Here is a 19,856-nt window from a genome sequence, read left to right as displayed (position 1 = left end):
CGAGGTCGAGGAGTGAGCCGCCAATGACATCGAGTCCCAGCAGTGCGGAACAGGCGTTCCACCACCTCGACGGCGATCGCGACGGCTACGTCACGAGGCAGGACTTCGAGCGGATGGCACGGATGATCATCGACGCGTTCGGCATCGACGACTCGTCGCCGAAGGCGGTCGTCCTGCGGGAGGGCTACCGCAGGACCTTCGAACTGGTGCTCGCCGAGATGGCCACGCACCGAGGGGGCAGGGTCGGTCCCGACGAGTTCACGAGCGCCATGGTCGCGCTGTCCGAAAAGGAGTCGGCCGCCGAGCTGCGCGGGGTGTGCGCCGCCGAGTTCGCGGCCGCGGACCAGGACGACGACGGCGTGATCACCCGCACGGAGTTCGCCCACCTGCTCTCGGCGGTCGGCCAGCCGAGCTGTGACGTCGACGCCGCGTTCGACGCTCTCGACCGCGACCGGGACGGCTGGATCACCCGTGCCGAGTACGTCGCCGCCTGGGAGGACTACCTGGTCAGCGACAACCCGGACTCCGCGGGAGCGCGGGTGTTCGCCGGACTGTGACTTCCGCGCCAGGGCCGGCGGACCGGCACTCGACCTGGCTGGAGCTGTTCTTCGACCTCGTCGTCGTGGTCGCGGTCAGCAAGCTCGACGACCTGATCTACAGCGACGCGCACCACGGTCCCGACGGCCTGCACATCGCCACGTTCTTCACCCTGTACCTGGCGATCTGGCTCGTGTGGACGTCCTTCACGCTGTACTCCAACGTGGTCGCGGACCGGGTCAGGTACCCGTCCATGTTCGTGGGGATGGCCGGCATCGCGATGATGGCGGCGACCATTCCGAACGGGGTGAGCGACCGGGCCGACATCTTCGCGGCCATGTATCTGGTGACGAGCGGGGTGGGGTCGTCGAACTTCACCCGGTCGGGTCAGGTGCTGCTGTCCTGGGGTGCCGCGAGCCGCAACGCCGGGCTGGCGCCGTGGATCGTGTCGTTCTGGGTGGAGGACCCGTGGTGGAAGCTGTCGCTGTGGATCCTCGGGCTGGTCATCTCGCTGTGGTTCAGCGTCCTGTCCGGCCGAGGCAACTCCGCCGGCACGCTCGACCGGCTCAACGAGCGGCTCTCGCGACGCGGTGAGCGGAGTCGGCGCGGCACGAGCACGCCGGTGCTGGTGGCCGCGCACGTCGACGCGGGACACCTCGGTGAGCGGCTCGGGCTGTTCGTGATCATCGTCCTCGGGGAGGCGATGCTCCAGCTGGTCGAGACGCTCGCGGACGTGGACGACTGGTCGCCGGGGGAGGGCCAGGGCTGGCTGCTGCTCGTCACGGTCGTGTCCGCGTTCGGGCTGCTGATCGCGCTGTGGTGGCTGAACGTCAAGAACGGGTTCGCCGAGGAGGCGCGCTTCCCGCCCCAGTTCGTGCTGCCGGCGCACTTCGCCGCGATCGCCGCGGTCACCACCGTCGCGTCGGGCATCGGCACGGCGGTCACGGCGACCTACGGTCACCTGCCGGTGTCGAGCGCGTGGTTGCTGTGCGGCGGCGTCTCGGGCTATCTGACGGTGATCACGCTGCTGAGCAGGCAGACGTTCTCCTGGCGGGTACTGGTGACCGTCCTGGCCGTCGTGCTGCCGTTGGCGATGGGCACGCTGTCGTCGCGCGTGGCGCCCGCGGTGGTGGTCATCGTCCTGCTCACGGTGTGCGCCGGACAGGCGTGGAACCTGCGAGTAACCGTGGGGCCCGCGTCGGATGCGCCCCGGACCGGACCTGCCGCCGCCGAGTGAGCTCCCGGGCGTGCCCACCGTGCGTGCTCACCGGGCTTGTTCACCGCTCGGGAGCGCGTCGGCGCAACGCCGGCCGCGTGAGCGCGGGAGGGACGTACGCCACGTCGACGGGTCCCACGTCGATGCCCGGCGGCACGATCTCGTCGATGCGGTCGAGCACGTCGTCGTCGAGGCGCGTGCCGGCTCCCGCCAGCAGGTCGTCGAGCTGTCCGGGCGTACGTGGGCCGATGATCGCCGAGGTGACCGCGGGGTGGGCGGTCACGAACGCCAGGGCGAGGTGGGGCAGCGACAGTCCGGCCTGCTCCGCGACCGCGACGAGGGCTTCGACGGCGTTGAGCTTGCGTTCGTCGGTCATGTGCCGGCGCGCCCAGTGCAGGCGGCCCGCCGACGCCGTCTCCGTGCCGCCCTTGCGAAGGCGGCCGCCGAGCAGGCCCATCGCCAGCGGGCTCCACACCAGGACCCCCAGCCCGTAGCGCTCGCAGACCGGCAGGATCTCGCCCTCGATCCCGCGGTTGAGGATCGAGTAGTGCGGCTGCTCGGCGCGGAAGCGGGCCAGCCCACGCCGCTGCGCCACCCACTGGGCCTCGACGATCTCCGACGCGGGCAGGTTCGAGTGGCCGATCGCGCGGACCTTGCCCGCGCGGAGCAGGTCGGTCAGCGCGCCGAGGGTTTCCTCGATGTCGGTGTCGGGTTCGGGGTGGTGGGCCTGGTAGAGGTCGATGTGGTCGACCCCGAGGCGGCGCAGGGACGCCTCGACGGCGGTGACGACCCAGTGGCGGGAGCTCCCGCGCTGGTTGGGGCCAGGGCCCATGGGGCCGTTGAACTTGGTGGCGAGGACGACGTCGTCGCGGCGGCCGCGCAGGGCCTTCCCGACGATCTTCTCGGACTCGCCGTCGCCGCCGTAGACGTCGGCGGTGTCGATGAGGTTGATGCCGCCGTCGAGGGCTCGGTGGACGATGCGGACGCACTCGTCCGGGTCGGAGTTGCCGTACGGCCCGAACGTCATCGTGCCCAGTGCGTAGGCGCTGACCTGGATGCCGGTGCGGCCGAGCGGGCGGGTCTGCATGGTTTTCTCCGTCGCGGTGGTGGTGGGGGTGCGGCCGGCGCCGGCCGCACCCGTGGGAACGTCAGGCCTGGCCGTACTCGGCCGCGACGTCGACGATCCAGGTCACGCCGAAGCGGTCAGCCAGCATCCCGAAGGCGGGCGCCCACTGGGCGGGGCCGAACGCCTCGATCACGGTCGCCCCCTTGGAAAGGCCCTCCCACAGCGGCGTGACCTCGTCGACGCTCTCGCCGCGGACGGAGAGGAAGAACGGCTCCTCGGTGATCGTGGTGCCGTTCTCGCGCCGCGTGGTGGGCACACCGGGCGTGGCCGGCGCGTGCTGGCCGGGCACGTCGTAGGCCATCACGCGGAAGCCGTTGTCGGCGACGACCTGGCCGAACACGACGTTCGTGGCGCCGGGCAGCTCCGCGGGCATCCCGAAGTCGGCGTACGTGGCGACGGTGAGCTGCCCGCCGAACACCGACTGGTAGAACTCGAGGGCCTCGCGGGCCTGGCCGTGGAAGTTCAGGTGGGTGACAGCGTTGAGCGACATGGTGTTCAAGGTCCTTCACGAGCGGTTCCACGCCGGAGGCTTCCGGCGACAAGATCCACGATGTCACCAGTACCGGTCAGGGAACGTCCGCTACTTGTGGCAGCCTGAGGACATGCCCCTCGCTTCGTCGACGACGACCTCCAGCCGGCTGCTGTCGCTGCTGTCCCTGCTGCAGGCCCGCCGCGACTGGCCGGGGGGCCTGCTTGCCCAGCGGCTGGGCGTCAGCGAGCGGACGGTGCGCCGGGACGTCGACCGGCTGCGCGAGCTCGGCTACCCCGTCCACGCGGTCAAGGGACCCGACGGCGGCTACCGGCTCGAAGCGGGCAGCCAGGTGCCGCCGCTGCTGTTCGACGAGGAGCAGGCGGTCGCGCTCGCCGTGGCGCTGCGGATCGCCGTCGGGACGGGCGCGGGCATAGCGGAGGCGGCCGCGCGGGCGCTGGCCACCGTGCGCCAGGTCCTGCCGTCCCGGTTGCGGCAGCGCGTCGACGCCCTGGAGATCAGCGCGGCGGGGCGGGGCGCCGACCCCCAGGTCGACACTGGTGTCCTGCTCGCGCTGAGCGACGCCGTCCGAGCGGGGGAGGAGCTCCGGTTCGACTACCGTTCGCCGGGCCGCCCCGAGGACACCGGGCAGCGCCGCCCCCGACGGGTGCAGCCGCACCACCTCGTGGTCCGGACCGGGCGGTGGTACGTGGTCGGCTGGGACCCCGAGCGCGAGGACTGGCGGATCTACCGCGCCGACCGGATGACCCCGCGGGTCCCGAACGGCCCGCGGTTCTCGCCACGCGAGGTGCCGGGCGGCGACGTGGCCGTCTTCCTGTCGGCCCGGTTCAAGGGCTCCGACAGCACGGACGCCTGGCCCTGCCGCGGCGAGGTGATCCTCGGTCTGCCCGCGGCGGAGGTCGCCCCGTTCGCCGGCGAGGGCGTCGTCGAGGAGCTCGGCGCCACCCGGACGAGGCTGACGACCGGGTCCTGGTCCTGGGCCGCCCTCGCCGCGGCACTCGCCCGCTTCGACACCGAGATCGAGGTGCTCTCCCCGCCGGAGCTGCGCACGGCGTTCGCCGACTTGTCCCGCCGCGCCGGCCGCGCCGCGGAAACCGCCTAGGACGACGAACCACCCTCGCACGAGCCTTGGTGGGGCTCGGCTCAGGGTTTCGATCGGCCAGGGCAGCCTTCGAAGCAACCGCTCGGGGTGCGTCGCACCTACGACGACGAAGGGCGAGCCTGTTCCTCCCGCGTGCGCGTGCCGCGCGCCGGACACGGTGCCAGACCTCGGGCTGTCGGCGGCACACGCTCCGGGATCAGGTCTCCGGCGTCATGGGGAACCTGGCTGGCCCTGCGTCAGCACGAGGCGCTGGCCGCCTGCACCTCGTCGAGTGCCTGGCACGCGAGCTGGCTGAAGCCGTCGGCGTTGGTGGGGTCGCTCCAGCGTTGGTAGGCGATCTTCCAGGCGAGCGCGCCCAGCTCGGCGGCCACGCACGCGGTCAGCTCGGCCACCCCGCGGCGTTCGAGCGCGCCGGCCATCGCCGCGGTCAGGCCGAGTCCCTTGAGCGCTTCGCGCTCTCGCAGTTCCGGGTTGGCGGAGATCACCGCCCACCTGCGGGTGACGAAATCGCGGCGGGCAGACGTGAACGACTCCGTCCCGACCGCGTGCAGGGCGTTGGCCACCGCCTCGAGCGGGGTCGCGCCGGCCGGCGCGGCGGCGATCGCCTCGGTGACCAGTCCGGTCATGGAGTCCCCGCCGAAGAGCACCTCCCGCTTGTCCGGGAAGTGCCGGAAGAAGGTGCTCTTCGTGAGCCCCGCACGCTCCGCGATGTCGATCACCGTCGTGTCCTCGTAGCCGCGTTCCTCGAACAGGTCGAGGGCGGCGACCATGAGTCGCTCGGATGCGCGGGGTTGCCAGCGGGCCACGGGAGCAGCCTACGGCACTTGGTCCCGTCACCCGTGTATGGTGACAGGACCAAGTCCCGTCACCTTCGGTGGAGGTCCTCCCGTGAGCCGAGCCGTCGCCCTGTAGCGGCCGGCGCCGAAGCGGCACGCCCGGCTCCCGCAACCGAGACGTCGCGGGCCGCCGGGTGCGGACCCGTCATCGATCCACCCTCGAAAGGTCGTTGTGCGCCATGACTGTCGACTATCGGTCGCAGACCGTTCTCCTCACCGGAGCGAGCTCCGGGATCGGCGCCGCCCTCACCGCGGCCCTGGCGGCGCGCGGCGCGAACCTCGTGCTCGTCGCTCGGCGCGCCGAGCGGTTGGCGTCCCTGGCCGAGGACCTGCGCCGGACACACGGCGTCCGGGTCGAGGCGATCCCCTTCGACCTCACCAGCCCGGCCGCCGGGAACGAGCTTCGTGACGCTGTCGCCGACCGAGACGTGGAGGTCACCAGCCTGGTCAACAATGCCGCGTTCGGCACGTTCGGTCCGTTCGCCGGCGCGGATCCCGGACGTCTCGCCGCCGAGATCGCCGTGGACGTCACGGCGCCGGTCGCCCTGACCGCGGCGTTCATGCCCCAGATGTTGAGCGCTGGCAACGGCTTCATCGTCAACGTCGCCGGCGTCACCGCCTACCTTCCGTCACCCAGGATGGCCGTCTACAGTGCCGCGAAGGCCTTCGTGCTGAGCTTCAGCGAGTCCCTCTGGACGGAGCTGCGTGGCACGGGGCTCACCGCGTGCGCCGTCTGTCCTGGCGCCACCGACACGGACTTCACCACCGGGATGGGCCCCGGCGCCGGGGTGCTGACGTCCGGGCGGATGCGGACGCCGGAAGACGTCGCCGCCACGGCCATTCGCCACCTCGACCGGCGAAATCCGGGACCGGCCGTCATCGACGGGCGCGCCAACCGGATGAGCGTGATCATGAGCCGGCTCACCAGCCGCCGCACGAGCGCCAGGATGATGGACCGCGTCTTCGACCCGGACCGCCGGTCGAAGCCCGCCGCGGCCTGACACCCGCCGCGGACGGCCTCTTTCGCGTGGTGTCTCCGGGCCGCTGGTGGGTACGTCCCTCGCAACGGCCGATGTTCACCGGTCTCCGGTCGGGTTCACCCGCTCCGCGAATCGAGGAGGACGTCCTGATGTCCACCGTCCCGCACCTGACGCTCAACAACGGCGTCGAGATGCCCGCCATCGGTCTGGGTGTGTTCCAGACCCCGCCGGAGGAGACCCGCGCCGCCGTCGAGGCGGCGCTGTCGGTCGGCTACCGGCACATCGACACGGCCGCCGCGTACGGCAACGAGCGCGAGGTCGGCGAGGCCATCGCCAGGTCCGGTGTGGACCGTGGCGAGGTCTTCGTCGAGACCAAGATCTGGATCAGTGACTACGGGTACGACCAGACGCTGCACGGCTTCGAGAAGAGTGCCGCCAAGCTCGGTGTGGACCAGCTCGACCTGTTGATCCTGCACCAGGCGCTGCCCTCGGAGTTCGACAGGACCCTCGACGCCTACCGCGCGCTCGAGACGCTGCTGGCCGACGGCAGGGTCCGGGCCGTCGGCGTCAGCAACTTCATGGTGGACCACCTCACCGGGCTGCTCGACAAGGCGACGGTGTTGCCGGCGGTGAACCAGATCGCGGTGCACCCGTACTTCGCGCAGCGCGAGGTGCAGGAGTTCGGCGCACGGCACGGCATCCTGTCCCAGGCGTGGTCGCCGATCGGCGGCATCACGTTCTACCGCGACGGCGAGCACACCAGCACCCTTCAGGACCCGGTGATCGGTGAGATCGCGACGGCGCACGACAAGAGCCCGGCCCAGGTGATGCTGCGCTGGCACCTGCAGCAGGGCCGCTCGGTGATCCCGAAGTCCACCAGGCCGGCACGTATCGCCGAGAACTTCGACGTGTTCGACTTCGAGCTCACCACCGAGCAGCTCGCCGCGATCGACGCCCTGGACACGGGCACGCGCGGCGGCCCGGAGCCGACCGCCATCACCCTCGAGGCCTTCGGCAGGCCCGTCCCCGAAGCCTGATCGCCCCTGTCGCCACCGCCGGCACCTCGTGTTCGCGACGTGTCGAACCGGGGTGACCACGGTGGACTCGCAGCCGGGTTCGGCGCGTGCCCAGCACCGGCCGGTGCTCGTCTCGCGCCCGCGCGGTGGTTGTGCGACGCTGGGACGCCGTCGGTGCGGGGAGGGATCGTGGCCGAGCCTCCCGAGCGACGTTCCGAGACCTGATCATCAGGACCACCTGTCCCGACGAGGAGCGTGATGAACGATGGCGAGCTGGCTGATCACGGGATGTTCGACCGGCCTGGGGCGGTCGCTCGCCGAGGAGGTCCTTGCCGCGGGGCACAACGCCGTCGTGACGGCGCGGGACGCCGCCACGCTGCGGGACCTGGTCGACGCCCATCCCGAGACGGCGCTGGACGTCGCGCTGGACGTGACCGACCCCGCGCAGGTGAGCGCGGCCGTGGCGCGGGCCGAGGAACGTTTCGGCCGGATCGACGTGCTGGTGAACAACGCCGGCTACGGGTACCGCGCCGCGGTCGAGGAGGGCGACGATGACGACGTGCGGCGGCTGTTCGACACGAACCTCTTCGGTGCGGTCGCGATGATCAGGGCCGTCCTGCCGGGCATGCGCGCGCGTCGCGCCGGGACGATAGTGAACATCTCCTCGATCGGCGCACGGGCGTGTCCACCGGGTTCCGGCTACTACGCCGCGACCAAGGCGGCGATGGAGGCGGTGACCAACGCGCTGCGCAAGGAGGTCGCGCCGCTCGGGATCACCGCGATGTCGGTCGAGCCGGGTTCGTTCCGCACCGACTTCGCGGGCCGTTCGCTCACCCAGTCCGCGGCGGCCATCGCGGACTACGCCGACACCGCCGGCAAGCGCCGCAAGGAGAACGACACCGTCCACGGCAGGCAGCCCGGCGACCCCGCGCGTGCCGCCGCCGCACTGGTCGAGGTGCTCGATGCCGGCACGGCACCCGCCCTCCTCGTCCTCGGGCCGGACGCGCTGGGCATCTTCCGGTCCGTCGCGGACGAACAGCGCGCGGACCTCGACGCCTGGGCAGAGGTCAGCGCGAGCACGGACTTCGACACGAACGGAACCGCACGGTCATGAGCGGGACAGGGAACCAGGGACGCGTCGCGGTCATCACCGGCGCCTCGTCCGGCATCGGTGCGGCGACCGCCCGTGCGCTGGCCGCCGACGGTCACCGCATCGCGCTCCTCGCGCGCCGCACGGACCGGATCACGGCCTGGCCAAGGAACTCGACAACGGCTCGATCGCGATCGAGGCCGACGTGACCGACCGCGCCGCGGTGCTCGCCGCCGCCGACCGCGTGCGGCAGGAGTTCGGTGGTGCCGATGTGCTCGTGAACAACGCCGGGGTGATGTTGCTCGGGCCGTTCGGCTCCGACCAGCGGGACGACTACCGGCAGATGATCGAGGTCAACCTCCTCGGCGCGATCACCACCACCGAGGTGTTCCTCGACCAGCTGAAGGACGGCGGCGGCGACGTCGTGAACATCTCCTCGGTCGCGGGGCGCACCGCACGGGCCGGCAACGGCGTGTACGCCGCGACCAAGTGGGGCCTGAACGGCTGGTCCGAGTCGCTGCGGCGCGAGCTGCTCCCGGACGTCCGGGTGACCCTGATCGCGCCCGGCGCCGTGGCCACCGAACTGCCCGACCACATCACCCACGCGGAGACCAGGCAGGGCGTCGGCGCGCTCTACAGCAAGGTCGTGGTCACCGCGGCGGACATCGCCGAGGTGATCGCCTTCGCCATCTCCCGGCCACGACGCCTCGCCATCCACGAGATCCTCCTGCGACCGGCCGGTCAGGAAGGCTGACACGGCACACCGGCCGCTCGGCCGGCCCGGCGTGCTGCCGCCGCCCTGTCACTGGGCTCGCGGGAGGTCCAGGTGCGCGGTGAGGCCACCGTCCGGGTTGGGGTGGAGCGTGAGTGCGCCGTTGTGGGCGGTGGTGATGGCCGAGACGATGGCGAGGCCGAGTCCGTGGCCGTAGCCGCGGGTGAGGGTGCGGCCGGTGCCGCGGACGAACGGTTCGACGAGTGCCTCGACGGTGTCGGGCGAAACGACGGCTCCGGTGTTCGTGATCGTCGCTCGTGCCGTCGCGTCGTGCATGGCGAGTCGCACGGTCGCCAGGCCGCCGGACCGGTTGTGCCGGATGGCGTTGCGGACGAGGTTGGTGACGGCCCGGCGGATGAGGACGGGGTCGCCGTTCGCGGCCGCCTCCCCGGTTCGGGCCGTCAGCTCGATGCCGGCGCTCGCCGCTTCGTCGGCGAGCTCGCCGAGGACGGCGTCGGTGATGTCCGACAGGTCGACCGGCTCGTGGGTGAGCTCACCGGTGCCGGCGTCCGCGAGGTCGAGCAGGGCGTCGACCGTCTCGATGTTGGCCCGGTTCACTTCCCGCACCCGTACGGCGAGCGCGCGCAGCTCCGCGATGCCGGCGCCGGGGTCCGCCAGGGCGACGTCGATCATCGTCTGGGTCGTCGCGAGGGGGGTGCGTAGTTCGTGCGAGGCGTTCGCGGCGAAGCGGCGGTGGGCGGCGAAGGACCGTTCGAGGGAGGCGAGCATGCGGTCGACGGTGTCGGACAGGTCGCGGATCTCGTCCTGGGGACCGGCCAGGCCGACCCGGTGGTCGAGGGCGCCGGTGGCCGCCCGGGTGGCGGCGGCGTTGATGGCGGCGAGCGGCCTGATGATCCGGCCGGCGACGAGCCAGCCGACCGCGCCGCCGAGGGCCGCGAGCAGGCCGAGGGCGACGCCGGAGGCGATGAGGTAGAGCCGGAGGAAGTCGTCGGCGCTGGTGATCATGAGCGCCTCGGTCGGGTGCGCGTCGGCGATGGGCGGCCGGGGCCCGGCCAGGGCGGCGACGGCACGGTAGCTGGGGACGAAACGCATGACGAAGTAGACGATCGCGATGAGGACGGCACCGCAGCCGGTGACCAGACCCGCGTAGCTCAGGGTCAGTCTGGTGCGGATCCGCAGCCGGCGGTGCAGCATGTCAGCTCCCGAACCGGTATCCCGCGCCGGGGACGGTCTGGATGACCCACGGCTCGCCGAGACGCCTGCGGAGGTTGGAGATCGTCACCCGGGGCGTGTTCGTGAACGGGTCGACGTTCGCGTCCCATGCCTTGCTGAGCAGGGTTTCGGCGCTGAGCACGCCGCCATCGGCGTTCATGAGGACCTGCAGGACGGCGAACTCCTTGGGACTGAGCCGAACGAGGCGGCCGTCGCGATAGACCTCGCGGCGGAACGCGTCGAGCCGGACGCCGTGCGACTCCACGACCGGCGGGCGTGCCGGTTGGGTGCGCCGTTCGAGCGCGCGGAGGCGGGCGACGAGCTCGGGGAACTCGAACGGCTTGGCCAGGTAGTCGTCGGCGCCCAGCTCGAAGCCGGACACGCGGTCACCGAGTGTGCGGGCGGCGGTGAGCATGAGCACCCGCACCCGTGGATGCTCGGCCGCGATGACGGCGCAGACCTCGTCGCCGTGGACGCCGGGCAGGTCGCGGTCGAGCACGACGACGTCGTAGTCGTGGACGGTGACCGACTCCAGCGCCGCCTCGCCGTCGTGCACGACATCCGCGGCGATGGTCTCCCGGCGCAGGCCGGTGTGGATGGCGTCGGCGAGGTACGGCTCGTCCTCGACGATCAGGACACGCATGCCCGAACCCAACCAGACCAGGTGTTCCGGAAACGTAAACGATTTCCTGAACCTCGTGAGAACGGCCGGGGTGATCGACTCCCCGGCCATGAGAAACACCCTGATGCTCGCGGCGGTCCTGCTGGTCGGCGCGCTGCTGGGCGCCTGCGGCTCGACGAGTGACACCCCGAGCTCGGCCGGCACGTCCACGGCGGCCGACTCGTTCGAGGACTACCAGCTCTCCTTCGCCCGGTGCATGCGTGAACACGGCATCGACATGCCCGACCCCTCCGCCGACGGCAGCGTGAAGATCCCGGCCGTCAAGGACATGACCGCGTTCACCGAGGCGTCCGACGCGTGCCAGAAGAAGCTGGGCCAGCCACCCGCACCGGACGGCCAGGCGCCGAAGTCGGACGACGAGCGGCTCGCCGAGGGCGTCAAGACCGCCGAGTGCTTCCGCGCGCACGGACTGAACGTGCCCGATCCCAAGCCCGGCGAGGCCCTCACCATCCCGATGGACGCGCCGAGCGACGTCCTGGAGGCGTGCGTGCCCAACGGCGTCTCCGGGCCCGCCGCGCCGGGCGGCAAGTGATGCCGTCACGGCGCAGCCTCCTGGCCGGCCTCGCGGGCTCGGTCGTCGTGGTCGCCGGAGCGGGGGTCGGCATCAGCGCCGCCACGGGATCCGCCGAGCGTGGCGGCGACCCCGCACGCACCTACCGGGGGGCCACCGGCACCGTCGTCCGCGGTGACCTCGAGGGCAGCACCACCGCGTCCGGCACGCTGCGGTTCGCCGACGGGCGGCCGATGCAGTCCGCCCGCGGCGGGATCGTCACCGAGGTCCCGCCCCCCGGCTCGGTCAAGAAGTTCGGCGACCGGCTCTACGCGGTCGACAACGTCGCCGTGTTCCTCCTGCGGGGCGACATGCCCGCGTGGCGGGAGCTCGCGTCCGGGATGGGCGACGGGCCCGACGTGCGGCAGCTGGAGCAGAGCCTGCGGGCTCTCGGCTTCTTCCGCGGCGAGCCCGACCAGCGGTTCTCCTCCGCGACCGCGGACGCGGTCAGGAGGTGGCAGAAGGCGGTCGGCCTCGAACGCACCGGTCGCCTGCCGCTCGGCTCGGTCGTCTTCACCGGCGGGGACCTGCGGGTCGGCACCGTCACCGCACACGTGGGCGACCAGGTCGGGCCCGGCACGGCGCTGTTCGACACGACCAGCACCACGCAGGTCGTGGACGTGAGTCTCAAGCTCGCCGACCAGCAGCTCGCGGTCGTCGGCAGGTTGGTCGGCCTGCGCCTGCCCGGCGGGACGGAGACCGCCGGGACGATCTCGTCGGTCGGCACCCCGACCGAGACCGACAGCCCGAGCGGCCAGAAGGAGACGGTCATTCCCATCGTCATCGTCCTCGACGATCCCGCTGCCGCGGCGGCGTTCCAGGAGGCGTCGGTGACCGTCGACGTGCCGAGCGACCGGCGCGAGAACGTGCTGTCCGTGCCGGTCGGCGCCCTCGTCGCCATCGACGCCCACCGGTTCGGCATCGAGGTCGTCGAGCGGGATGGCACGACGCGGGCGGTCCCGGTGACGACCGGGTTGTTCGCCGGGGGACGGGTGGAGATCGCCGGCGCGGACGTCGAGGAAGGCCAGCGAGTGGTGGTGCCGCGGTGATCTCCCTCTCCGACGTCCAGCGCGCCTACGGCGCCCCGCCCGTGCTCGCCTGCGCCGGCATCTCACTCACGATCACGCCGGGGGAGTTCGTCGCGATCGTCGGGCCGAGCGGCTCCGGCAAGTCCTCCCTGCTGAACATCATCGGCACGCTCGACCGCCCGACCGCGGGCGTCGCCCGCGTCGACGGCCTCGACGTCAGCGGCCTCGACGACCGGGCGCTGTCGGCGCTGCGGGCACACCGGATCGGGTTCGTGTTCCAGCAGTTCCACCTCGCCGACGGCGTGTCCGCGGTCGACAACGTGGCGGACGGGCTGCTCTACACCGGCGTCCCCCGGGCCCGCCGACGGCTCGCGGCGAAGGGCGCGCTCGACCGCGTCGGCCTCGCCCACCGGCTCGACCACCGACCGAACCAGCTCTCGGGCGGCGAACGCCAGCGGGTCGCGATCGCCCGCGCCGTCGTCGGCGACCCGCCGCTGCTCCTCGCGGACGAGCCGACGGGCAACCTCGACACGGCGTCGGGGACCGCGATCGTCGAGCTGCTCGACGACCTCAACCGGCAGGGCACGACCGTCGTCGTCATCACCCACGACACCGGGCTCGCCGAGCGGCTGCCACGCCGGATCGCCCTGCGTGACGGCCGGGTGGTCAGCGACTCCTCGGGGGAGTCGTGACCGCACCTTCCCGGCTACTCAACCGCGACGTCCTGCGGATCGGCACGACCGGCCTGCGTACCCGCCCGACGCGCGCGGTCCTCTCCGCCCTGGGCATCGCAATCGGCATCGCCGCGATGATCGCCGTCGTCGGCATCTCGTCCTCCAGCCAGGCCCGCCTGAACGACGAGCTGGCGAGACTCGGCACGAACCTGCTGCGAGCGACCGCCGGCACCGACTTCACCGGTAAGCAGACCACCCTGCCCCCGGACACCGTCGGCAAGGTCGGCATGGTCGAGGGCGTCGAACGGGCCAGCAGCACCGCGACGCTGCCTGTGTCGGTCTACCGCAGCCGGCTCTCGGACCCCGCCGCGACCGGCGGGCTCGTCCCCATGGTCGCGGACCGGTCCCTCCTCGACGTCGTCTCCGGTCACGTGCGCACGGGCACGTGGCTCAACCCGGCGACATCGGCCTTCCCCGCCGTCGTCCTCGGCAGCGCCGCCGCGGACCGCCTCGGCGTCGTCACCCCGGGCACCCAGATCTGGTTGGGTGGCAACAACTTCACCGTCGTCGGCATCCTCGACCCGGTGTCGCTCGCGCCGGAGCTCGACCGCGCCGCCCTCATCGGAGAACCCGTGGCGACGCGGCTGTTCGCCTTCGACGGCAGCCCGACCACCGTCTACGAACGCTCGGCCGACGAGGCCGTCGAACGAGTCCGGTCGCTTCTGGGCCCGACCATCGCACCGCAGGCCCCCAGCGGGGTCGAGGTGTCCCGGCCGTCCGACGCACTCGCCGCGAAGAACGCCGCCAACCAGGCCTTCACCGGTCTTCTCGTCGGGCTGGGCTCGGTCGCCCTGCTCGTCGGCGGCATCGGCGTCGCGAACACGATGATCATCTCCGTGTTGGAACGCCGTCGCGAGATCGGCCTACGCCGCTCGCTCGGCGCGACTCGCGGGCACATCCGCACGCAGTTCCTCACCGAGGCTCTCCTGCTCTCGGCGCTGGGTGGTGTCTTCGGCTGCGGCCTCGGCGCGGCCGTGACCGCAGCCATGGCCCTGACCAACCGCTGGCCCTTCGCCCTCCCGGCGGAGTCGCTCGCGATCGCCGTCGCGGCGACGCTCGTGATCGGCGCGGCGGCCGGGCTGTACCCCGCGGTCCGGGCCGCCAGGACCCCGCCGACGGCGGCACTGAACTCGTGACGGCGCGGTAGCGTGTGCACAGTGGGAAAAACAGTGGGAATCACAGCGGCGACAACAGCGGCAACAACAGTGGCAAAACACGTGGACGCCATCCTGTTCGACTTCGCCGGGACGCTGTTCGACGATGCCGCGGTGTTGACCGTCACCGGGCTGCGGGCCGCCGCGCGGGTGCGGGGGGTCGCGTTGGACCACGAACAGGCCGCGCGGCTCATCGAGGTGTCGCTCGCGACGGTCGACTCACCCGAAGGGCGGGCACGCCGCGACGGGTGCGACCGGTCGGCCGCGCGGCACCGCGCCGTGTGGACGGAGCTGCTCACCGCGGCGGCCACCGGGTTCCTGCCCGGCCAGGAACCCGGGACGCTCGCCGACGCGGTGTACGCGTGCCTGTCCGACCCACTGTGCTGGCGGCCCTACCCCGACACCGCCCCGGTGCTCACCGCAGCGCACCGGGCCGGGATCCCGTTCGGGGTGGTGAGCAACATCGGCTGGGACATCCGGCCCGCGTTCGCCGCGCTGGGGGTCGCCGACCTGGTCGGCGGCTTCACGCTGTCCTGCGAAAAAGGCCTCGTCAAACCGGAGCCGGCGATGTTCGAGGCGGCGTGCGCGGACCTGGGGGTGCCGGCCGGCCGCACGCTGTTCGTCGGCGACGATCCGGCCACCGACGGCGGGGCGGCCGCCGTCGGATTGCCGGTGTACCTGCTGCCCGACCACCGTGTCGCGGACGAGCCCCGTGGGCTGGCCGCGGTGCTCGCCATCGCGGGCGGCTGACCCGTTACGGCACGACCAGCGTCTTGCCCAGCACCCGCCCGGACGCCTGCTCACGCAGCACCCCGGGCAGCTCGGCCAGCGACACCTCGCAGGTGATCATCCGTTCCACCGGCAGCACCGCGGCGGCCAGCACGTCCACCGCGGCGACGAAGTCCGCCGGCACCGTGCCGTAGCTGCCGCCGACCACCACCGGCTTGCCCCGCCACCGCGCGGACACGGCCGTTTCGGTGCGCCGCACGGTGTCCAGGTCGCAGCCGAGACCGTCGAGCACGTCGCCGGGCTTGGTGCCGCCGTAGAGCAGCACGAGCCCGCCGGGCACCACCACGCGCAGCGCGTCGGCCAGCACCGCGGGCCGGACGAAGCTGGTGGTGATCACCGCCGCGTCCACGCCGTCCGACGGCAGCTCCGCGATCGGCCCGACGGGCGCGTCCAGCATCCGTCGCTCACGCAGGAACGCGGTCCGGTCCTCGCCGCGGTTGCCGAGGAGCACCGACGCGCCCTGCGCGAGGGCCAGCCCCGCGGTCAGCACCCCGGCGGTGCCCGCGCCGAGCACCGCGAGCCGCAGGTCCCGCAGCGGCCTGCCGAGGTGGGTGGTCAGCGCGGAAAGGCAGTGCCACACACAGGCGACCGGCTCGGCGAACACCAGTCGCCGCGCGGGCAGGCCGTCCGGCAGCGTGGGCAGTGCCGCGGGCAGCCGCTCGGCCGGCCCGGCCACCCACATCGCGGTCGCGAAGCCGGAGCCGCGGCGCACCGCGGGCACGTTGGGGTCCAGGCCGACCCGGCGCCCCGGCGGGAGCGACGGCACGTCGGACTCCGCGACCACACCGACGATCTCGTGACCGAACTGGCTCGCGCCGTGCCGGGCGCCCGCGACCTCCTTGAGGTCCGACCGGCACAGCCCGGCCAGCTCGACGCGCACCAGCACGGCGGGACCGTCCGGCGGGCGCTCGGCCGGCGCGGGCACGAGCACGGGACCGTCCGGCCCGAGCTCCACCCTCACGGCAGCTCGTCCAGCGCGGTCCCGAACCGGTCGGCGACCAGGTGCGCGTCGGCCGGGCTGAGCACCAGCGGCGGGCGGAGCTCGATCACGTTGCCCAACCCGTGCTCCGACACGCGGGTGAGCACGCCCTGGCGGTGGAGCTCCCTGTTGAGCGCGTGCGCCGCGGCCACGCCCTTCCCGCCGTCCGGGGTGACCAGCTCCACCCCGAGCATGAGACCGAGGCCGCGGACGTCCCCGACGACCGGGTGATCGGCCCGCAACGCCAGCAGCCGGTCGAGCAGCACCGCGCCGCTCGCCCGCACGTTCTCGAGAAAACCCGGCCGCCCCACGATCTCCAGCGTCTTCACCGCCGCCGCCGCGGAGAGCGTGTGCCCGCCGTAGGTGAACCCGTGCAGCGAGCGGTCCCACCCGCTCATGCGTTCCTCGGTGAGGATCGCGGCGAGCGGCAGCCCACTGCCGGTCAGTCCTTTCGAGACGGTCATGATGTGCGGGGACACGCCGAACGTGTCCGCGGCGAACATCTGCCCGGTGCGCCCGAACGCGGTCTGGATCTCGTCGAAGATCAGCAGGATGTCCCGTTCCTCGCAGAACGCCTTCAGCTCGGCCAGGTAGCCGGGCGGCGGGATCACGTTGCCGCCCACGCCACTCACCGGCTCGATGATCAGGCACGCCACGCTGCCGGAGCTGGCGTAGTCGATGAAGTCCTCGATGCGTGCCACGCACCAGAACCCGCAGGTCTCCGGCCGCTGGCGGTAGAAGCACCGGTAGCAGTACGGCTCCGGCACGTGCACCGAACCCGGGAACCGGTACGGGAACGGCGCCCGCATGCGGCTGCTGCCGGACAGGCTCGCCGCGGCCAGCGTCTGGCCGACCTGCCCGCGGAACGGGACGATCACGTCCCGCTTCCCCGTGTGGTGCTGGGCGATCTTGATCGCGCCCTCGTTGGCCGTCGAGCCGCCGGAGCTGCGCAGGTTCACCCTGGTCAGGTTCTCGGGGGAGATCCTGACCAGCTCCCGCATCACCTCGTTGGTCGGCTCGGTCTGGAACGAGGAGCTCGCGAACACCAGCCGCTCGGTCTGCTCCCGGACCGCTGCCATCACCTCGGGATGGTTGTGCCCGAGCAACAGGTTGAAGGTGCCGGACACGCAGTCCAGGTACTCGCGGCCCGCGCTGTCCCACGCGCGCACGCCCGACCCGCCGACCAGCATCGCGTCGCCGAGCTGGTACTGCGCGACATCCTGCGGGGCGGGTGGGTCAGCCACGGCTGTCCTCGTGGTCGCGCATGAGCCCGTCGAGCTGGGCCCGCACCCATTCCTCCAGCGTCCACGGGGCGGCCGCCTCGCGCCGCCGCTTCGCGGCCTCCGCGCGTTGCTCGGCCGGTGCGGTGAGGCCCGCGCGGATCGCCTCGGCCTGCTCGACGAGGTCGAACGGGTTCACCGTGCGGCACACGGGCGCGAGGACCTCCGCGGCGCCGCACATCTCCGACAGCACCACGTCGGCGTCCCGGGTGTTGACCAGCGGGGCCTCGAACGTGCTCAGGTTCTGACCGTCGACCGTGGAGTTGAAGACGAGCAGGTCGGCGCGCTGGAAGCAGGCGATGGTGTGGTCCACCTCGTTGTCGCAGTGCGCGCGCACCCGGTCGCCGCCGAGGTCACGGTTGGCCTGCGCCACCGCGTCCTCCACCCGTCGCCGGTAGTCGGCGTTGGCCTCCACGTAGAGCCGGTTGGGGTTCATCCGCACCAGCAGCTTCGCCGACGCGAGCCGTTCGTCCGCGCGCACCGCCATGACGAACGCGTGCACCGCCCGGACCGCGTTCTTCATCGGATCCGTTCGTCCACTGTGGACGACCAGCGGGTCCTCGCCCGCCCACTCCCCGACGCCGTCGGGCAACCGGGGTGCGCGCCCCTGAAGGGCGAGCGGGCTGTAGCCGAGCGGCATGGACCGCACCCGGCACCGGTGGCCACGCCAGACCACGACACCGCCGTCCCGGTCGACCACGGCGTCGGGCACCAGGTCGGCCACGCAGTCGAGGAAGTTGCGCACCCACCGCCACGCGAAGAACCCGATCGTGGTGGCCGGCAGCATGCTCTCGACCAGCGCCGTACGCATGGGCCGCGGCAGGATCCGCCAGTAGTCCGCGGACGGCCACGGGATGTGCACGAACAACAAAACCGGCGCGTCCGGGCGCTGCCGTCGCAACAACGCGGGCACGCCGACGAGCTGGTAGTCGTGCACCAGGTACACGGGGTCGGCCACGTCGGCGGAGGAGTCCAGCAGCGCGCCGGCGAAGTCCTCGGTGAACGCGGCGAAGTGGTCCATCGCCGTGCGGGTCCGCTCGTCGAAGGTGGGTGTGGTCCACCGGTCCCAGCCGTAGTTGTTGGCCGCCCACAACAACTCCGCGGTGAGGTGGTTCTGCACCTCGGTGAAGGTCTCCCGGTCGTGGCACAGCAGCCGGATGGTGATGTCCCGCCCGGACGGCAACCGGACCTCGAGCCCGTCCGGGTGCTCGGCGGCGGCCCGCCGGTCCTCCTCGGTGTCCGCGCTGGCGATCCAGGACACGCCGAGCATGCCGGCCTGGTCGGCCACCACGTTGCCGGTGCCGCCGGGTGCGAGCCACGGGCGTAGCCGCCCGGTGTCGGGGTCGGGCGCGAAGCTCACCGCGGCGCGCTTGCTGGCCAGGAACAGGTGGCGGTCGGTCACGGGGAGGTTCCTCCGGAGGCGATCAGGCGGCTGCTGGCGGACAGGACGTCGACGGGGTCGAGGCCGGCGAGCTCGGCGAGGCCAGCGGCCCGTTCGCTGTGCAGGCAGGCGTTGCGTGGGCGGCAGGCGTAGGCGCTCTCGGTCCTCGGTACGGGCCGGATCAGGCCCCCGTCGGCGCCACACGCCTCGGCCAGGTGCCGGGCCCACGCCAGCCGGCTGAGCCTGCGGGGGCCGCCGAGGTGCAGCACGCCGGTGTGGCCGGTGCCCAGCAGCGCCGCCGTCCAGGCGGCCACGTCGTCGACGAGGACCGGGCTGTTCCAGTGGTCGTCCGGCACCGGCACCGGCTTGCCGGCACGCATGCGTTGCACGCACGTGGTGAAGAAGTTGGGGCGCAGCCCGGCGGGGTCCCAGCCGTAGACCAGGCTCACCCGCAGCGCCAGTGCTGTGCTCGACGCCAGGAACTCGTGCTCGGCGGCCAGCTTGGCGCGGCCGTAGGCGTTGGCCGGCGCGGGTGGCTCCGACTCGGCGTGGCTGTCCTTGTGCCCGGGGAAGACGTTGTCGGTCGAGATCAGCAGCACCCGCCTGCCGCCCAGTGCGGTGGCGAGGTGGGCGGCGCCCCCCGCGTGTGCCCCGGTGGCCTGGTCCGGGTGCTCCTCGCACCAGGTGATGTCCGACGGGCCGTGGACCACGACGGCGACGTCCGGCCGGACCTCGTCGACCAGCGCGCACACCCGTGCCGGATCGCCGACGTCGACCGGCGACCACGGCAGGTCGGCGGCCCGCGGAGTGTCCGGCCGGCGGCGTGAGCTCAGGGTCGGCCGGTGTCCCGACGCACGCAACCGGTGGGCGACATGCGAGGCGAGGTAACCCGCACCAACCACCAGCACCCGAAGGTGATCGCCCACCGAGCCTCCCCAGCG

General features: G+C 72.5%; 22 protein-coding genes. 13 read left to right on the top strand and 9 right to left on the bottom strand.

Going from position 1 to position 19,856, the window contains the following annotated elements; translation table 11 throughout:
- The first annotated feature begins 23 nt into the window (after positions 1-23).
- Both VET29_RS14525 and VET29_RS14520 read left to right on the top strand, forming a co-directional pair.
- On the top strand, positions 24-557 hold the full coding sequence (locus VET29_RS14525; RefSeq protein WP_324920154.1) for an EF-hand domain-containing protein: 534 nt from the start codon (positions 24-26) through the stop codon (positions 555-557).
- Entirely contained in the window at positions 554-1,774 is a 1,221-nt protein-coding gene (locus tag VET29_RS14520) for a low temperature requirement protein A (protein ID WP_324920151.1), read from the top strand. Before VET29_RS14525 ends, VET29_RS14520 begins: the two co-directional genes overlap by 4 nt.
- Before the next feature lie 40 nt (positions 1,775-1,814).
- Here VET29_RS14520 and VET29_RS14515 read toward each other — a convergent pair whose 3' ends face one another.
- The gene (locus VET29_RS14515) at positions 1,815-2,840 is read right to left on the bottom strand and encodes an aldo/keto reductase (RefSeq protein ID WP_324920149.1); all 1,026 of its coding nucleotides are present in this window, start codon (positions 2,838-2,840) and stop codon (positions 1,815-1,817) included.
- A 61-nt stretch (positions 2,841-2,901) separates the two neighbouring features.
- Positions 2,902-3,369, bottom strand: coding sequence for a VOC family protein (locus VET29_RS14510; protein WP_324920147.1), 468 nt, complete (start codon positions 3,367-3,369; stop codon positions 2,902-2,904).
- Positions 3,370-3,481: 112 nt separating this feature from the next.
- Here VET29_RS14510 and VET29_RS14505 point away from each other — a divergent pair, with 112 nt between their 5' ends.
- Positions 3,482-4,471: a helix-turn-helix transcriptional regulator gene (locus VET29_RS14505; protein WP_324920145.1), complete on the top strand. Its 990-nt coding sequence runs from the start codon at positions 3,482-3,484 to the stop codon at positions 4,469-4,471.
- A gap of 236 nt (positions 4,472-4,707) precedes the next feature.
- Here VET29_RS14505 and VET29_RS14500 read toward each other — a convergent pair whose 3' ends face one another.
- On the bottom strand, positions 4,708-5,277 hold the full coding sequence (locus tag VET29_RS14500; protein ID WP_324920143.1) for a helix-turn-helix domain-containing protein: 570 nt from the start codon (positions 5,275-5,277) through the stop codon (positions 4,708-4,710).
- Positions 5,278-5,486: 209 nt separating this feature from the next.
- On the opposite strand from VET29_RS14500, the gene VET29_RS14495 reads away from it, so the two are divergent.
- The 5 genes from VET29_RS14495 to VET29_RS14475 all read left to right on the top strand — a co-directional run bounded on the left by VET29_RS14495 (position 5,487) and on the right by VET29_RS14475 (position 9,147).
- Complete coding sequence (locus VET29_RS14495; protein ID WP_324920141.1) at positions 5,487-6,308, top strand: SDR family NAD(P)-dependent oxidoreductase; 822 nt, start codon at positions 5,487-5,489, stop codon at positions 6,306-6,308.
- 128 nt (positions 6,309-6,436) lie between these two features.
- Complete coding sequence (locus tag VET29_RS14490) at positions 6,437-7,324, top strand: aldo/keto reductase (protein WP_324920139.1); 888 nt, start codon at positions 6,437-6,439, stop codon at positions 7,322-7,324.
- A 244-nt stretch (positions 7,325-7,568) separates the two neighbouring features.
- Positions 7,569-8,417 carry an oxidoreductase gene (locus VET29_RS14485; RefSeq protein WP_324920137.1) on the top strand — a complete coding sequence of 283 codons (849 nt, stop codon included), beginning with the start codon at positions 7,569-7,571 and terminating at the stop codon, positions 8,415-8,417.
- The gene (locus VET29_RS14480; RefSeq protein WP_324920135.1) at positions 8,414-8,602 is read left to right on the top strand and encodes an SDR family NAD(P)-dependent oxidoreductase; all 189 of its coding nucleotides are present in this window, start codon (positions 8,414-8,416) and stop codon (positions 8,600-8,602) included. The genes VET29_RS14485 and VET29_RS14480 overlap by 4 nt, the downstream gene beginning before the upstream one ends.
- The gene (locus VET29_RS14475; RefSeq protein ID WP_324920132.1) at positions 8,599-9,147 is read left to right on the top strand and encodes an SDR family oxidoreductase; all 549 of its coding nucleotides are present in this window, start codon (positions 8,599-8,601) and stop codon (positions 9,145-9,147) included. Before VET29_RS14480 ends, VET29_RS14475 begins: the two co-directional genes overlap by 4 nt.
- Positions 9,148-9,195: 48 nt before the next feature.
- Here VET29_RS14475 and VET29_RS14470 read toward each other — a convergent pair whose 3' ends face one another.
- Both VET29_RS14470 and VET29_RS14465 read right to left on the bottom strand, forming a co-directional pair.
- Positions 9,196-10,320 (bottom strand): HAMP domain-containing sensor histidine kinase, encoded by a 1,125-nt coding sequence (locus VET29_RS14470; RefSeq protein WP_324920130.1) that lies wholly within the window; start codon positions 10,318-10,320, stop codon positions 9,196-9,198.
- A gap of 1 nt (position 10,321) precedes the next feature.
- Entirely contained in the window at positions 10,322-10,981 is a 660-nt protein-coding gene (locus VET29_RS14465; RefSeq protein WP_324920128.1) for a response regulator transcription factor, read from the bottom strand.
- 88 nt (positions 10,982-11,069) lie between these two features.
- Between VET29_RS14465 and VET29_RS14460 the strand changes: the two genes are divergently transcribed.
- The 5 genes from VET29_RS14460 to VET29_RS14440 all read left to right on the top strand — a co-directional run bounded on the left by VET29_RS14460 (position 11,070) and on the right by VET29_RS14440 (position 15,236).
- A complete protein-coding gene (locus VET29_RS14460) occupies positions 11,070-11,552 on the top strand; it encodes a hypothetical protein (RefSeq protein WP_324920126.1) in 483 nt (160 codons plus the stop codon).
- Positions 11,552-12,619: a peptidoglycan-binding protein gene (locus VET29_RS14455; RefSeq protein WP_324920124.1), complete on the top strand. Its 1,068-nt coding sequence runs from the start codon at positions 11,552-11,554 to the stop codon at positions 12,617-12,619. Before VET29_RS14460 ends, VET29_RS14455 begins: the two co-directional genes overlap by 1 nt.
- The gene (locus tag VET29_RS14450) at positions 12,616-13,290 is read left to right on the top strand and encodes an ABC transporter ATP-binding protein (protein WP_414636500.1); all 675 of its coding nucleotides are present in this window, start codon (positions 12,616-12,618) and stop codon (positions 13,288-13,290) included. Before VET29_RS14455 ends, VET29_RS14450 begins: the two co-directional genes overlap by 4 nt.
- The gene (locus tag VET29_RS14445) at positions 13,287-14,468 is read left to right on the top strand and encodes an ABC transporter permease (protein ID WP_324920122.1); all 1,182 of its coding nucleotides are present in this window, start codon (positions 13,287-13,289) and stop codon (positions 14,466-14,468) included. The genes VET29_RS14450 and VET29_RS14445 overlap by 4 nt, the downstream gene beginning before the upstream one ends.
- Before the next feature lie 81 nt (positions 14,469-14,549).
- Complete coding sequence (locus VET29_RS14440; RefSeq protein ID WP_324920120.1) at positions 14,550-15,236, top strand: HAD family hydrolase; 687 nt, start codon at positions 14,550-14,552, stop codon at positions 15,234-15,236.
- A 4-nt stretch (positions 15,237-15,240) separates the two neighbouring features.
- Here VET29_RS14440 and VET29_RS14435 read toward each other — a convergent pair whose 3' ends face one another.
- From VET29_RS14435 to VET29_RS14420, 4 genes are read right to left on the bottom strand one after another with little or no spacing between them, the layout of a single operon-like run.
- The gene (locus VET29_RS14435) at positions 15,241-16,236 is read right to left on the bottom strand and encodes an alcohol dehydrogenase catalytic domain-containing protein (protein ID WP_324920118.1); all 996 of its coding nucleotides are present in this window, start codon (positions 16,234-16,236) and stop codon (positions 15,241-15,243) included.
- Positions 16,233-17,498: an aspartate aminotransferase family protein gene (locus tag VET29_RS14430; protein WP_324920116.1), complete on the bottom strand. Its 1,266-nt coding sequence runs from the start codon at positions 17,496-17,498 to the stop codon at positions 16,233-16,235. The genes VET29_RS14435 and VET29_RS14430 overlap by 4 nt, the downstream gene beginning before the upstream one ends.
- Positions 17,491-18,936, bottom strand: a complete 1,446-nt coding sequence (locus VET29_RS14425; RefSeq protein WP_324920114.1) for a trehalose-6-phosphate synthase — start codon at positions 18,934-18,936, stop codon at positions 17,491-17,493. The genes VET29_RS14430 and VET29_RS14425 overlap by 8 nt, the downstream gene beginning before the upstream one ends.
- The gene (locus tag VET29_RS14420) at positions 18,933-19,841 is read right to left on the bottom strand and encodes an SDR family oxidoreductase (RefSeq protein ID WP_324920112.1); all 909 of its coding nucleotides are present in this window, start codon (positions 19,839-19,841) and stop codon (positions 18,933-18,935) included. The genes VET29_RS14425 and VET29_RS14420 overlap by 4 nt, the downstream gene beginning before the upstream one ends.
- Between the last annotated feature and the right edge of the window lie 15 nt (positions 19,842-19,856).

Origin of the sequence: Actinophytocola sp., assembly GCF_035634895.1 — a bacterium.
Taxonomy (GTDB): domain Bacteria; phylum Actinomycetota; class Actinomycetes; order Mycobacteriales; family Pseudonocardiaceae; genus Actinophytocola.
This window is presented reverse-complemented; position numbering and strand designations above follow the sequence as displayed.

Bases quoted from the DNA above. Each gene is read 5' to 3' on its own strand.
- VET29_RS14525 (WP_324920154.1), top strand. From the start codon at position 24: ATGACATCGAGTCCCAGCAGTGCGGAACAGGCGTTCCACCACCTCGAC.
- VET29_RS14515 (WP_324920149.1), bottom strand. From the start codon at position 2,840: ATGCAGACCCGCCCGCTCGGCCGCACCGGCATCCAGGTCAGCGCCTAC.
- VET29_RS14510 (WP_324920147.1), bottom strand. From the start codon at position 3,369: ATGTCGCTCAACGCTGTCACCCACCTGAACTTCCACGGCCAGGCCCGC.
- VET29_RS14505 (WP_324920145.1), top strand. From the start codon at position 3,482: ATGCCCCTCGCTTCGTCGACGACGACCTCCAGCCGGCTGCTGTCGCTG.
- VET29_RS14495 (WP_324920141.1), top strand. From the start codon at position 5,487: ATGACTGTCGACTATCGGTCGCAGACCGTTCTCCTCACCGGAGCGAGC.
- VET29_RS14490 (WP_324920139.1), top strand. From the start codon at position 6,437: ATGTCCACCGTCCCGCACCTGACGCTCAACAACGGCGTCGAGATGCCC.
- VET29_RS14485 (WP_324920137.1), top strand. From the start codon at position 7,569: ATGGCGAGCTGGCTGATCACGGGATGTTCGACCGGCCTGGGGCGGTCG.
- VET29_RS14480 (WP_324920135.1), top strand. From the start codon at position 8,414: ATGAGCGGGACAGGGAACCAGGGACGCGTCGCGGTCATCACCGGCGCC.
- VET29_RS14470 (WP_324920130.1), bottom strand. From the start codon at position 10,320: ATGCTGCACCGCCGGCTGCGGATCCGCACCAGACTGACCCTGAGCTAC.
- VET29_RS14465 (WP_324920128.1), bottom strand. From the start codon at position 10,981: ATGCGTGTCCTGATCGTCGAGGACGAGCCGTACCTCGCCGACGCCATC.
- VET29_RS14460 (WP_324920126.1), top strand. From the start codon at position 11,070: ATGAGAAACACCCTGATGCTCGCGGCGGTCCTGCTGGTCGGCGCGCTG.
- VET29_RS14455 (WP_324920124.1), top strand. From the start codon at position 11,552: ATGCCGTCACGGCGCAGCCTCCTGGCCGGCCTCGCGGGCTCGGTCGTC.